This is a genomic window from Terrisporobacter glycolicus ATCC 14880 = DSM 1288 (genome assembly GCF_036812735.1).
GTDB classification, from domain to species: domain Bacteria; phylum Bacillota; class Clostridia; order Peptostreptococcales; family Peptostreptococcaceae; genus Terrisporobacter; species Terrisporobacter glycolicus.
The window spans coordinates 2,681,282-2,695,075 of record NZ_CP117523.1; the positions used below are offsets into that span (position 1 = coordinate 2,681,282).

Annotated in this window: 12 protein-coding genes; 5 read left to right on the top strand and 7 right to left on the bottom strand. The window is 28.0% G+C overall.

From position 1 onward, the window contains the following. Nucleotides 1-136: 136 nt before the first annotated feature. Nucleotides 137-1,837 carry an ABC transporter ATP-binding protein gene (locus TEGL_RS13320; protein WP_018590205.1) on the bottom strand — a complete coding sequence of 567 codons (1,701 nt, stop codon included), beginning with the start codon at nt 1,835-1,837 and terminating at the stop codon, nt 137-139. A 127-nt stretch (nt 1,838-1,964) separates the two neighbouring features. Next, nucleotides 1,965-2,537, bottom strand: a complete 573-nt coding sequence (locus tag TEGL_RS13325; RefSeq protein ID WP_018590203.1) for an HD domain-containing protein — start codon at nt 2,535-2,537, stop codon at nt 1,965-1,967. A gap of 219 nt (nt 2,538-2,756) precedes the next feature. Between TEGL_RS13325 and TEGL_RS13330 the strand changes: the two genes are divergently transcribed. Then, complete coding sequence (locus TEGL_RS13330; protein WP_018590202.1) at nt 2,757-4,682, top strand: OPT family oligopeptide transporter; 1,926 nt, start codon at nt 2,757-2,759, stop codon at nt 4,680-4,682. Continuing rightward, nucleotides 4,672-5,016, top strand: a complete 345-nt coding sequence (locus TEGL_RS13335) for a hypothetical protein (RefSeq protein ID WP_018590201.1) — start codon at nt 4,672-4,674, stop codon at nt 5,014-5,016. Before TEGL_RS13330 ends, TEGL_RS13335 begins: the two co-directional genes overlap by 11 nt. 18 nt (nt 5,017-5,034) lie before the next feature. Here TEGL_RS13335 and TEGL_RS13340 read toward each other — a convergent pair whose 3' ends face one another. After that, on the bottom strand, nt 5,035-5,835 hold the full coding sequence (locus TEGL_RS13340; RefSeq protein ID WP_018590200.1) for a CPBP family intramembrane glutamic endopeptidase: 801 nt from the start codon (nt 5,833-5,835) through the stop codon (nt 5,035-5,037). 365 nt (nt 5,836-6,200) lie between these two features. Here TEGL_RS13340 and TEGL_RS13345 point away from each other — a divergent pair, with 365 nt between their 5' ends. Continuing rightward, nucleotides 6,201-6,365: a hypothetical protein gene (locus tag TEGL_RS13345; RefSeq protein WP_154650619.1), complete on the top strand. Its 165-nt coding sequence runs from the start codon at nt 6,201-6,203 to the stop codon at nt 6,363-6,365. Nucleotides 6,366-6,403: 38 nt separating this feature from the next. Here TEGL_RS13345 and TEGL_RS13350 read toward each other — a convergent pair whose 3' ends face one another. The 3 genes from TEGL_RS13350 to TEGL_RS13360 all read right to left on the bottom strand — a co-directional run bounded on the left by TEGL_RS13350 (nt 6,404) and on the right by TEGL_RS13360 (nt 9,919). Continuing rightward, entirely contained in the window at nt 6,404-7,555 is a 1,152-nt protein-coding gene (locus TEGL_RS13350) for a DUF116 domain-containing protein (RefSeq protein ID WP_018590198.1), read from the bottom strand. A 177-nt stretch (nt 7,556-7,732) separates the two neighbouring features. Further along, nucleotides 7,733-8,383 carry a fructose-6-phosphate aldolase gene (fsa, locus tag TEGL_RS13355; RefSeq protein WP_018590197.1) on the bottom strand — a complete coding sequence of 217 codons (651 nt, stop codon included), beginning with the start codon at nt 8,381-8,383 and terminating at the stop codon, nt 7,733-7,735. 63 nt (nt 8,384-8,446) lie between these two features. Next, nucleotides 8,447-9,919 carry a VanW family protein gene (locus TEGL_RS13360; RefSeq protein WP_018590196.1) on the bottom strand — a complete coding sequence of 491 codons (1,473 nt, stop codon included), beginning with the start codon at nt 9,917-9,919 and terminating at the stop codon, nt 8,447-8,449. Between the two features lie 169 nt (nt 9,920-10,088). Here TEGL_RS13360 and TEGL_RS13365 point away from each other — a divergent pair, with 169 nt between their 5' ends. Continuing rightward, entirely contained in the window at nt 10,089-11,036 is a 948-nt protein-coding gene (locus TEGL_RS13365) for a TIGR01212 family radical SAM protein (protein ID WP_018590195.1), read from the top strand. An 87-nt stretch (nt 11,037-11,123) separates the two neighbouring features. Here the strand turns inward: TEGL_RS13365 and TEGL_RS13370 are convergent, their stop codons facing one another. Then, entirely contained in the window at nt 11,124-12,053 is a 930-nt protein-coding gene (locus TEGL_RS13370) for a DMT family transporter (protein WP_018590194.1), read from the bottom strand. A gap of 344 nt (nt 12,054-12,397) precedes the next feature. On the opposite strand from TEGL_RS13370, the gene TEGL_RS13375 reads away from it, so the two are divergent. Beyond that, nucleotides 12,398-13,747, top strand: a complete 1,350-nt coding sequence (locus TEGL_RS13375; RefSeq protein ID WP_051082125.1) for a sigma 54-interacting transcriptional regulator — start codon at nt 12,398-12,400, stop codon at nt 13,745-13,747. Nucleotides 13,748-13,794 lie beyond the last annotated feature (47 nt).

Sequence of the window (13,794 nt, forward strand, 5' to 3'; positions counted from 1 at the left end):
CCTTGAGATTTATTTAATATAATAATATCATCATTATATTATTTTGTAAATGAAAATAATTATCATTATCATATTATTGTTGCTAAATATAAAAAAGTCTGAACTAAAATAACTTTAGATTCAGACTTTTTATTTGTTAACTTACATGCAATTTACTATAAACTCCACCATTATTGATCAACTCATTATGAGTTCCTCTTTCAACTATACCGCTATCTGATAATACTACAATTTCATCAGCATTTTTTATTGTAGATAGTCTATGTGCTACAACTAAATTAGTTCTGTCTTTGCTTAACTCTTCTAAAGATTTTTGAATTTCCCTTTCTGTTACATTATCAAGGGCCGATGTAGCTTCATCAAGGATTATTATTGGAGGATTTTTTAAAAATACTCTACATATAGATATTCTTTGTTTTTGTCCTCCTGAAAGCTTAACCCCACGCTCTCCTATATAAGTATCATAACCTTCTGGTAAACTTTTAATAAAATCATGTATTCTTGCTTTTTTAGCTGCAGCTATTATATCTTCTTCACTAGCATCTGGTTTTGCACATAATATATTTTCTTTTATAGTTCCTGTAAATAAAAATACATCTTGCTGAACCACACCAATATTTTTTCTCAATGATTTTAAGCTTATATTTTTTATACTTTTTCCATCTATTCTTATATCACCTTCTTCAAAATCATAAAATCTAGGTATAAGATTACAAAGAGTGGTCTTGCCTCCTCCAGATGGCCCAACTAATGCTACCGTTCTACCAGCTTCAATTGATAAATCTAAGTTTTTTAATACTTGTTTTTTATCTTCATAAGTAAATGAAACATTATCTATTTCAATATTTCCTCTAACATTTTTTAACTCCACAGGATTCTTTGCTTCTTTTTCCATATCCTCTTCAATTATTTCCATAAATCTTTCAAATCCAGTCATACCATTTTGATATTGTTCTGTAAAGTTTATTAGTTTTTTAATTGGTTCTATAAACATTTTTACATATAATATATAAGCTGCAAAGTCACCTAAATTAATTTCACCTAAGTAAGTAAAGTATCCTCCAGCAACTAATGCTACTAATTCTAACAAGTCCATAAATAAATTCATCCCTGAGAAATAGTCAGCCATAACTCTATAAGCTGTTTGTCTAGCTGATTTAAAAATATTATTTCTATCATTAAATTTATTTAATTCTTCTTCTTCGTTACAAAAAGATTTTGTTACCTTCATCCCAGCTATAGAATTTTCTAAAGTTGCATTTACTTCACCTGTAGTTATCCTTGTTTCCATAAAAGCATTTTGCATTCTTTTTCTCTGTCTCGCCGCAAATATTATTACAAAAGGTAATATGGCAAAAATTATTATAGTAAGTGGTATGTTTATATTCAATAAAATAATGAATGAACCTATAAACATAACTATTGATATAAATAAATCCTCTGGCCCATGGTGAGCAAGCTCAGAAATATCCATTAAATCATTTATTATTCTAGACATGGTTACTCCAGTTTTGTGATTATCGAAGTATGAATTAGGCAGTTTTTGAAGATGAGTAAACACTTCACTTCTCATATCAGCTTGCATCCTAACACCTACCACATGCCCCCAGTATTGCATAAAATGATTTAAAAATGCCTTTATTATAAATATAAATAATAAGGTAAATCCAAAAATAACAAGCATTCTTAAATCCTTATTTGGTACAACCTCATTCATTATATCCCTTGTAATCATTGGATATACTAAGTTACATATAGCAAATAATAATGCTGCTAATAAGTCCATAAAGAAAAGCTTCTTATAGGGTTTATAATATTTTACAAATTCTTTTATCATGTATTCCTCCTAAATTTAATAGTAATATAAAGTTTACTATATATTTATATACATTGCACATAATATTCAATCAAAAAAATCACTCCAAAAGGAATGATTTTTTCTAAAATCTATGTTCATGCTAAATTTATTCTGTTTCTTCCAATATATCTGCAATACCTTGCATAGCATTCAAAGATATTTCTGCAAATTCATCAAAACATATTCCCGTAAGTTCTATGGCTCTCATGGCATCTCTATTAGCATTAGCTGCAAATCGCTTCTCCTTCATTCTCTTTATAACAGACTTTGATTTTACACTAGTAAGTTTTTTATCTGGATAGCTTTTAGCTATGGCTGTTATAAAACCTGTTATGGGATCTACTGCATATATGGCTTTCTCCATTAAACTTGACCTAACTACTCCCTTATTGTCATGATGACCAAGAATGGCTCTATATAATTTTTCATCTCCAAATTTTTCTTTTTTTAATAATTCAACACTTTTAAAAGCATGGGCATCATTTACAACACCAGGTATCCTTCCTGTAATATCAGAATCTAAATCATGTAAAAGACCTGCCACTGCCCATTCCTCTTCCTTTTCTGGCTCTAACTTTTTAGCCAGTTCTCTCATTACAGCTTCTACTGCATAACTATGTTTTAACATATAATCAGTTTTTAAATACTTAGATAATATTTCCAATGCTTCTTCTCTCATTTTTATGCTCCTCTTCTATATACTTCCACATATTATATTCTACAAATTACATTATTTACCTCTTTTTGTTCTTTTAAAAATTTATTTTTTTGTTGTATATTTTTTATTTTCAAATTTATTTCCAGTTTTTCAAAAATAATATAAATTTTTTTACAAAAATGTTAAACACTATATAAGAACAAATTATTTTATTAAAAAAATAGAAAGGAAGATGACATAATGAGTAAAAAATTACCTAAAGAGGCCTATGGAGGTGTATCAGGGAAGGATTATGTGCCTTATATAACTGATAAATCCAATAAAGGCGCAAATATTCCAGTATTAATAATAGGAATAATACTTGCTACTGTATTTGCAGCATCTACTGCATATTCTGGCATGAAATCAGGTTTAACAGTAGCAGCAGGAATTCCTGGAGCAATTATTGGTTCCATGTTTGTAGGGGTTTTTGCAAAAGATAAGGGAATACTTGGCAAAAATATTATACAAGGTATGTCTAGTGGTGGTGAATCTATAGCTAGTGGTTTAATTTTTGTATTGCCAGCAATTATTTTAATAGGAAGTGACCTTACTTTCTTTGAAGGTTTAACAACAGGTGTAGCAGGAAGTTTATTTGGTATAGGTTGTTCTTCTCTAGTTTACAATTACTTAATAATAGAGGAACATGGAAAACTTATGTATCCTGAATCTATGGCAATTTCTGAAACATTAGTAGCTTCACAGGGTGGTGGAGACGCTATAAAATATATGGGTATTGGTTTTGGAATAAGTGGTATCATAAACGTTCTAACTGGTTCATTTTTAAATGTAATCAACAATGTTATGACTTATTTAGGTACTCCATTTTATAAGTGGAAGTTTTCTTTAGAAGTAAATCCACTTTTACTAGGTATTGGATTTATAGTTGGATTAGAGGTTTCATTAACTATGTTTGCTGGTTCTATACTATCAAACTTTGCAGTAGCTCCACTAATAGGTTACTTCTCAGATATGGCTCGTGAAGGAATGTTCATATGGAATGACCCTGCCGTTGCCATAAATACTATGGATGTAAATGCTATATCAGGCAGTTATGTAAAATATATTGGTGCTGGTATGATGCTTTGTGGTGGTATAATTGGTGCTATAAAACTTATCCCAACTATAGTAGTTTCTATAAGAGAAACTTTAAACGCTAAAAAAGGTAATAATGAAGATGATAAAGGTAGTTCTTCTGAAATGTTAATATTAATAGGTGGTATAGTTGTTGGTTTAATTGCCGCTTATTTAATATCTCAAAGCATTACAATGGCAGCTGTTGCTATTATAGTTTCATTCATATTATCATTTTTATTTGTTATAGTTTCTGGACGTTTAACAGGTACTATAGGAACATCAAATCTTCCTGTATCAGGTATGACTATTGCATCTTTAGTAATATTAACTCTTGTTTTCGTCATGTCTGGTTGGACAGGACTTGAAGATAACAAATCATTACTTTTATTTGCTGGCTTTATGGTTACTGCCATATCTGTTGCTGGTGGATATAATCAATCTCAAAAGGTAACTTATATAATTGGTGGTAGTAAAAAAGAAATGCAAAACAGCTTCGCACTAGCTTCTATAGTAGGTGTGGCTGTAGTTTGTGGAACAATAGTTGTACTTTCTAGCCAATTGGCAATTACAGGTGCTGACGCTCCTTTTGCATTACCTCAAGCTAACTTAATGTCTACATTAACATCAGGTATAATGTCTGGTAACTTGCCTTGGGTTATGGTTATTGCCGGTGTAGTTATGGCTTTAGTGTTGTTTATGTTAAATCTACCAATAATGACCGTTGCTATAGGGTTTTATTTACCAATCTCTACTACTTCAATCATATTAGTAGGAGCACTAGTTCGTTTATTTGTAGAAAAGACTGCTAAAAATGATTTGGAAAGAGAAGCTAAGGTTTCAAATGGTATAAGTTTATCTTCAGGCTTAGTTGCTGGTGGATCTATAATAGGCTTAATAGGTATAATACTACAAGTATCTGGTATAATTACACCTAGAATCCCTACTGGATTTGCTGCATCAAATTCAATGGCATTGCTTCTACTAGTTATTCTTGTTGTAGCAACAACTATTCCGATTGCATTTGCGAAGGTTAAACATAATGAAGACTAATGAAGAAATTTTAAATTTAAGATTTAAAATTTGTGAAAATGTGGAGTATTTTATAGACGATAATGGAATGGTTACTTTGCTTGAAAAACAAGACCATAAAATACAAAATATTTTAAGAAAGTTAAAATTTAAAATACCTATGTATAAAAAAATTGAACTTGATGAATATTGTAGCTCAGTCTTTATCATGCTAAATGGTAAAAATACTGTAGAAGAAGTAGGAGAAAATTTAGAATTAAAGTATGGTGAAAAAATTCATCCTTTATATGAAAGATTATTACTTTTTATAAACCATATATATACAGACTGCAAATATATTGAAATAATTAATTAAAATTAAAAACTATACTGACTAATTCGTCAGTATAGTTTTTCTTCTATTTTTTCTTTTTTCTTCAACTATAACAACAACCCATAGTATTATGGCCATAAAAATATTCATGATATTGCATATACCAGCTGCTATAGATATTTCAAATTGTAAACTTTGAGATGCGATCAATATGAAATTCCAAATAGAGTGAAAAATAATTAAAGGCCATATATTTTTCATCTTCATTGCAAGACCAACAAAGGCAAAACCTAATAAAGATGAATAAAATACTGTGACAAGGGCCTCAAATAAAGAGTTGCCCATTACTATAGTTGTTATATGTACTATGGAAAAACCTAAACTACTTATTATCATAGCCATTATATAAGATTTTTCACTTTTAAAGGAGTTCAATATTATACCTCTAAAAATAACTTCCTCACAAAAACCCGCCATAGCTGTACCTGTAAATATAATTATTATCATTAGATAAATTGATCTATCATAAGTTGATATATGTTTACTTAATTCAGTTATAAATTTACCTATGATAAATATTAAAACTATTAAATATGGTACAAACCATATAAAACTTTTTAAGTTTTTTGATGAAAGATATATATCTTCCCAATTATAATATTTCTTTATAAAATATATAATAAATACTGTTGGTGGTATTTGAATTATGAATTTATAAATAATATTGTTCAAGTTCATATTCATTGTACCTAGCACATTTTCTCCTAATATATTGGATACAACATTTCCTATTAAAATTCCAATGCCCATGGTTATTAAATATCCCATTAATACTAAAATACCAGCTTTCTTTTTACTCATAAAATCGCCCTCTTATTTTTTATTTTTATTATAACTTAATAATTTGTATACTGTAAAATAAGTTTTTTTCTTCAATATCTCACTTTTAATAATAATTCAAATTAAAATTAGTTTGATATATTAATAGTAATTGGATAAAATAATTTTATCAATAATAATATTATTAATAATAAAAGGAGATTATAATGATAATAAACATAACTGATTTGGCAAAAGCCTCTCTTGATGAGATGTTTAAAAACTACGAAACTGATAAATTATATAATAAAAAATATATTCGTATTTATTTGAAAGAAATTGCATGACATGGACCTGTCTTTAATGTAGCTCAGGATGAGCCTACTTCAGATGATAATATATATGTTGTGGACAATAGATATCATGTAATTATCAATAATGATTTGTCTTCTAAGTTTTCTATAGTAAATATCTTTTATAAATCAACAAGAAGTTATGGTGACTTTTTTATCTCTACTGATTTAGAATGGAAAGATGAATATCATTACTGTAATTGGAGCAAGCCTTGGTAAAATTATCCCCTAAAAAAGGAGGTCCCCTGTTAACCTCCTTAAATATTGAAATTATATAAGCCTAATGTATTTAGCAATTTTTCTTTATTAATGTCCGTTATTATTCCACTTTCATGCCAGTGACATTTACATCCACAATAATCTAAAAATACACATTGAGGAACAAATCCTAAACTTTTTGCTTTAAGTCCACCTGATATTAAGTTAAGAACACAGGCCACACCAATTATTCCTATATCTCCATATTGAAACTTTCTTTTAACATTAATATCTGATTCATGAGGGATTATATAAACTTTAAAATTGTAATCTTCACCTAACTTATCATATCTATTTATATTGCATGATTTTGTACAATGAGCACATTTATATCCATCTTCAGTTTTTATTGCTTTACAATAATTTATATTTTGAGCTTTCATACATGATGGAAGCAATAATCTTTTTTCTTTTGACTTAATAAATAACTCCTTATAGGATTTATTCATTATTTCTGCTCCTACCATGTTTAGATGATATTCTACTTCTTTCCTTCTACATGTAATATAGTCTTCCCTGTATTTATATTTTTCTTCTGCTAAAATTAAAAATTTATCCACATTTTCTGTATAAGGACCTAATTCTATTTTACCTTTATTCTCAAATATATACTCTATTTCTAGAGACGCTAAAATTATTTTCTTAGCTTCATATTCTCCTCTAGTCGTGAAATATTTTTCCCATGATTCTAACCTTTTAACCTCTTCCTTAAAATCACCAACTGCATTTAAATAACCAATTAACTTGCTAAAATTATTTATATTAAGTTCAATTTGTTTATTATCTTCTATGTTCAGAAAATATGTTTCCATTATGCCTCTCTTTTTATCAACACTATTCTTTATAATCTCATATTTTCTTAAGTAAGATAAAATTATTAGAATTTTTTTAGGTATTCTTTGAAGATTTACTGCTCTATTTATATAATTTTTCCATAAAACTCCTAACATTAATATTTCCAAATAATATTCTGAATTTGTCCTTATATCTTCTATATGATTTTTTTCTAAAAAGTTAATAAAATCTTTTACATACTTTTCACAAGTATAAGATATATTTTTTTCAACATCCAATGTAAAACTTGATAATTTTTTATAAAACAAATTTGAATTATAATTTTCTTTACACAAAGAATATGTTATTTCTTTCATATGTGATTTTACCTTCCTTTTTCTATTTATTATAAAATTCCATATAGTAAATAAAACTTCCTTTTAAAAATATTATTCTTTAGTATAATCATAGTAATGTTCTTATTCTTTTATGCAAGGCTTTAATTTAAATAAAAAACTCATGAAATTACATTACTAATTCCATGAGTTTTTTATTTATTTATTTCCGAAAGCATCTTCCCAGTCTTTTTTAAACTTTTCAATTCCTTGATCTGTTAAAGGATGATTTAACATTTGGTATACTAACTTGGCTGGTACTGTTGCTATATGAGCTCCAGCTAATGCTGCATCAGTAACATGAACTGGATGTCTAACACTTGCAGCTATTATTTCTGTTTCTATTCCATGTATATCAAACATTTCTGCCACAGTTCTTACTAAATCCATTCCATTAGTTGATATATCGTCTAATCTACCTAAGAACGGTGATACATAAGTTGCTCCAGCTCTTGCAGCAAGTAGTGCTTGGTTTGCTGAGAATATTAAAGTGACATTAGTTTTTATTCCCTTTGCAGCTAATACTTTTACAGCTTTTAGCCCTTGTGCAGTCATTGGTATTTTAACAACCATATTTTTGTGGATTTTTACTATTTCCATTGCTTCTTCTATCATACCTTCAGCATCATCACTATTTACTTCTCCACTTATCGGTCCATCAACTATTGAAGCAATTTCTCTAACTACTTCTGTAAAATCTCTTCCTTCTTTTGCTATTAAAGATGGGTTTGTAGTTACACCACATATTACACCCATATCATTAACTTTTTTAATATCTTCCACATTTGCTGTGTCTAAAAATAACTTCATTTTTATAATCTCCTTTGCTCGCTTTTCTTTTGTATGTAGGTTATTTTTGAAAATTAATATATTCTATCTATAAATACTTGTGTCAATATATTTTTTATATATTAATTCTCCCTTATTATTATACCCATAAAGATAAGTATTTGCCACATTTCCTTTCACAAAACTTACAGGAGTATATTTTTTCCCATCCAAAACACTTTTATTTGACCAAAATTCTACTGTAATTTGTCCTCCAACTGTATAGGCATGAATATAAATTGGATAATTATAAGGATTTTTGAATCTTAAGTTTTTACTTCCTGTTGCTAATGTGGCATCTAATCCTCGTTGTACATAGGCTACAGATTTTGAGTGATTGTATCTTTCTGTTGGTAGAATTCCTGCTTTTAATTGTGTATTATACAATGTTGTAGAAACTTGACAAACTCCTCCTCCTGGGGCATCCTTATGAGTTCCATTTATTATAACTGGTGCCATGTAATAACCATTACTAAGGTCTACAGGGCTAACTTTGTCTTCGTATGAAAACTCTTCTCCAGGCATTAATAATGTTTGATCAATTTTTCTTGCTGCATTAGCTATATTCAGTCCCCTATTGTAGCCTGTTCCTCCAAAGTATGTCGTTGCAGAAGAAATCTTATAGTCTACACCTTCAAGATCTTTATTATCTATTTTAGGTTTGATTTGTTTATATTCTTCTTTAATAATTATATTACTTTTTCCCACTTCATTACTATTTATTTTTTCTATTATTTTATTTATTAAATTTTTATCATTAATACTTTTACCATTTTCACCTTCTATTATATTTAATTTATCCCCATTCATCTCAAGTGTTGGTTCAATAGGCGATACATGAGTATCGTCATAAATTTGATTAACTTCTTCCTCTAAAGCTTCTTTATTAATTTTAATATCAAAGTTATAATTTCTTTTCACGCTTAAATATATTAAGCCAAATTGTTCTAAAAATGTTTTATCTTTACCATAACTCATTATTTCATTTTCAACTTTTTTTACATCTAATTTATCAATTATATTGGATACTAAAATTTCATAGTCTTTATCTTCTAATTTTATAATTATTTTATTCTTATTAATATCATTTGCCAAAGTATTTACCTTTGTCTTTAATTGTTTTTCATTTAGTTTTGAAACATCTTCTTCATACAATGTTATATCTGGGTAGACTCGATAGTCATATCTTTTAGAACCAAAATACATTATTGTAATCATTACAATAAAACATGCGATTCCAATATAAATCTTCTTTTTATTTTTTACATTTTTTTTTGTGTGTTCTTTTTCCTCTATTATTTCTCCTTTAATACTTTCTAACTCTTCACTATTTACATATTCTTTATTATTAAAACCTTCATCTTCTTTATAATCATGTTCTTCAGTTTTTTCTTCATCGGTGATTTCTGTTTTATTATTAATATCTAACTTGTTCTCATCCAAGTTTTCTTCTTTTTCCTGCTTTGCCTTTTGGCGTGCTTTTCTTATAATATCATTATTATCATCGTTTCTCTCCACAGTACACCCCCCCCCTTGATTTCACCACTAGTAAATTGTATTAATAAACTTAAACTTTATTCATTTAAAAAAATTTCATTTTCGTAATCAATTATTATATACAAATTTGTATATAATAAAGATTTATGTTAATATAACTAGATATAAATCATAAGAAAAAGGTGATGAAATGACAAAGTTCAAATATGCTTTTGATGACAATAAAAGATATCATACTTGGAATTACTATCTTAGAAATACATTTGGTGAAAAAATATTTAAGGTTTCTATAAATGCAGGATTCACTTGCCCAAATATAGATGGAAAAGTAGCTTATGGCGGATGTACCTACTGCTCCAAAGAAGGTTCTGGAGATTTTGCTGGTAATCCAAAAGATGATTTGATAAAACAGTTTAAAGAAATTAAAGAGATGATGCTAAAAAAATGGCCAAGCGCTAAGTATATTGGATATTTCCAGGCTTATACAAATACTTATGCTCCTTTAGAGGTTTTAAAGGAAAAATATGAAACTATCTTAGAGCAAGATGATGTAGTAGGTCTTTCTATTTCTACTCGTCCAGACTGTTTAGAAGATGATGTAGTTGAATATTTAAGTGAGCTAAATAAAAGAACTAATCTATGGATAGAGTTAGGTCTTCAAACTATTCATGACCCAACTTCAAAAATTATAAATAGAGGCCACGATTATAAGACTTTTGTAGAAGGTGTAAAAAAGTTAAAAGCTAAGAATATAAAAACTGTAGTTCATATTATTAATGGTCTTCCTGGAGAGGATTATAATATGATGATGGAAACAGCTAAAGCTGTGGCTGATTTAAATGTTCATGGAGTAAAGATTCATTTACTTCATGTTATAAAGGGTACTCCAATGGCAAAGATGTTAGAAAAGAATATGATGACTTTAATGACACAAGAAGATTATGTAAATCTAGTTTGTGATCAGTTAGAAATTCTTCCACCTGAAATGGTAATCCATAGACTAACAGGTGATGGGAAAAAAGAAGATTTAGTGGGTCCTCTTTGGTCTTTGAAAAAGTGGGAAGTACTAAATGCCATTGATGATACTCTAAAATCAAGAGATTCTTATCAAGGTATAAAGTACTCATCTTCAAAATAATAAATTTTCACATTAAAAAAGTCCTTCGTAAAATTATTTCCGAAGGACTTTTTTATAATTTATAATTATAAATTTTAAAGGGCGATGTTATGCTTGACCTACAACCTTTCTAAGGTCTAAATCAAGACTGTCTTCACTATCAGATGGTATTTTAGTAACACTCTTAAGAGCTAATATAGCGGAAACCATCATTAAGCAAACTCCAATTATTTTTATAGAATTGAATGGTTCTCCCATGATAATCCATCCAATCATTTGTGCAAATACTAATTCTATTGATGCTATTACACCAGCAACAGAAAGTTCTATTCCACTTTTCACACCACTTGTATAACAAATATAAGCAAGAGCTCCTGAAAATAATCCAAATCCTGTTATATTTAAAACTACAGACATATCTCCTATGCTAGCTCCAACTTTAGCAAAATTCACTTTACCTACAAGAAGTAATGCTCCTGTTAAAAATGAATAAATCATCATGGTTAAATTATTTACTTCATCTAATATATTTTTACTTATTATTGGCATTAAGGAATAAAGAATTGCTGCCATAATTCCACTTATAATTCCGAATGTACTTATATTTTGTAAATCTAAACTTCCTCCTGTAACAGCAAGTATCGCTGCCACTAAACATATACCTAAAGATAATAACTTCATTTTATTAATTTTCTCTTTGTATATAATTTTAGAAAAAATTGTAATAAATATTGGTGAAGTATAAAGTAATACAGCTGCTACTGCACTTCCTGAACTTTTTATTGAATTTACATAGCAGTAGTTAAATAATCCTTGACAAAGTAATCCTATTATTATTGAATAAATAAGTCCTTTTTTTGATACTTTTAATAAACTTGGATTTTTTATAATTGCATAAGTAAGTAATATAATGCACCCCATTGAAAGTCTTAAAAAACTTATTTCTTCTGTTGATAATCCTACATTACTTAAATTTGTTGTAAATAATCCTATACTAGACCAAAAAAGACCTGCAAGTAATATATATATATAACCCATCTTTCTTTCCTCCGTTTGAAACTTTATAATCTGTCTTTTGATTCCAATATTTGTTGTAGCAAATATTATGCCAATTTTTATATATTAATTTTCTTTAACAAAGTTGTTGAAATTTAGCCATTTTTTTTTATTGTATTTATACAGTTTAATTTTTTTTTAGATTTAAAATAAGTTATTTAACAAAATAAGTTGATTTAGACTTATTATTCCAATATAATTAAGTTATTTATGACTCATTTGCACTATAACGAAATTTAGCCAATATATTAAGTCTAAAACGACTCATTTGAAAAAAAAGGGGGGGGATAATTTTGAAGTTCAAAGAAGATTTTTATAAAAAAATCATGGATGCATCCCATGATGAGATTTGCGTTGCTGACAATAAAGGTAATCTAATTTATTGTAATAAAGCATTTGAAAAAAATTATGGAATAAAAAAAGAAGAGATGCTTGGTAAAAATGTTAAGCTTTTATCTGAAAAAGGTTATTCTACAGTAGGAGCTATACCACAGGTTTTAATAACAAAAAAAACTAGTTCTATGGAACAGTTTACTAATACAGGAAAAAAACTTGTATTAACAGCTACACCTCTATTTGATAGTAAGGGTGAAATTGAATTTATAGTTGAAAACACTAGAGATATTACAGAACTTAATCAAATAAAAAATAAATTAACAGATACACAAAATGAAGTTAATAAATATAAAAACGAAATTGAAAATATATATAGAACTACTCTGAAAATAGAAACTGATATTATTCTTACAGGAAATGTTATGAAACCCATAATCAATACAGTAAATCAAATTTCAAAAACAAATGTTATAGTTTTACTCCTTGGGGAATCAGGTACTGGTAAAAGTTCATTAGCCAGATATATACATAAAAATAGTAGAAGATCAGATAAACCATTTATAACTATTAACTGTGCAACCATATCACCAGAACTTCTTGAATCGGAATTATTTGGGTATGTGCCAGGTGCTTTTACAGGGGCTTCAACTAAAGGAAAGGCTGGTCTTGTGGAGCTTGCCCATGAGGGAACTTTATTTTTAGATGAAATTGGAGAGATTCCTCCAAGCCTTCAAGCAAAGTTTCTTCAGCTAATTCAAGAAAAAACCTTTACTCCAGTAGGTGGCATGAAAGAAAAAAAGGTAGATATTAGAATTATATCTGCTACAAACTGTGATTTATTAAAAAAGGTAGAGGAAAAAACATTTAGGGAAGACCTTTACTATAGATTAAATGTTATTCAATTAAAAATACCTCCTCTAAGAGACAGAAAGGATAACCTTATTGAATTAATAAAACATTACTTTAATAAGTATTGCTTTGAATTTAATATTAATAAAATAATTACAAAAGATGCCATAAAATTAATTTCTTGCTACGATTTTCCTGGTAACATTAGAGAACTTCAAAATATTATACAAAAGCTTGTTTTAACATCTACTAATCATGTGATTACTGAAAAAAATCTTCCAAAAGATATTTTTAACTATAACTTTGATTATAATATAGACGATAAGGAAGACTTTTTTAATGGAAATGATTTTGATACTTTAATGGAAACCTACGAAAAAGAGATTATTTCTAAAACCTACAAGCATTATAAAAGTTCCTATAAGGTGGCCAAATGCCTAAATATATCTCAATCCAAAGCTAGCAGACTTATTAGAAAGTACAATCTATAATAATTTAATCTAGAAGTTTTCTAAGAAAAAAATGCCAGGCTAAGCTG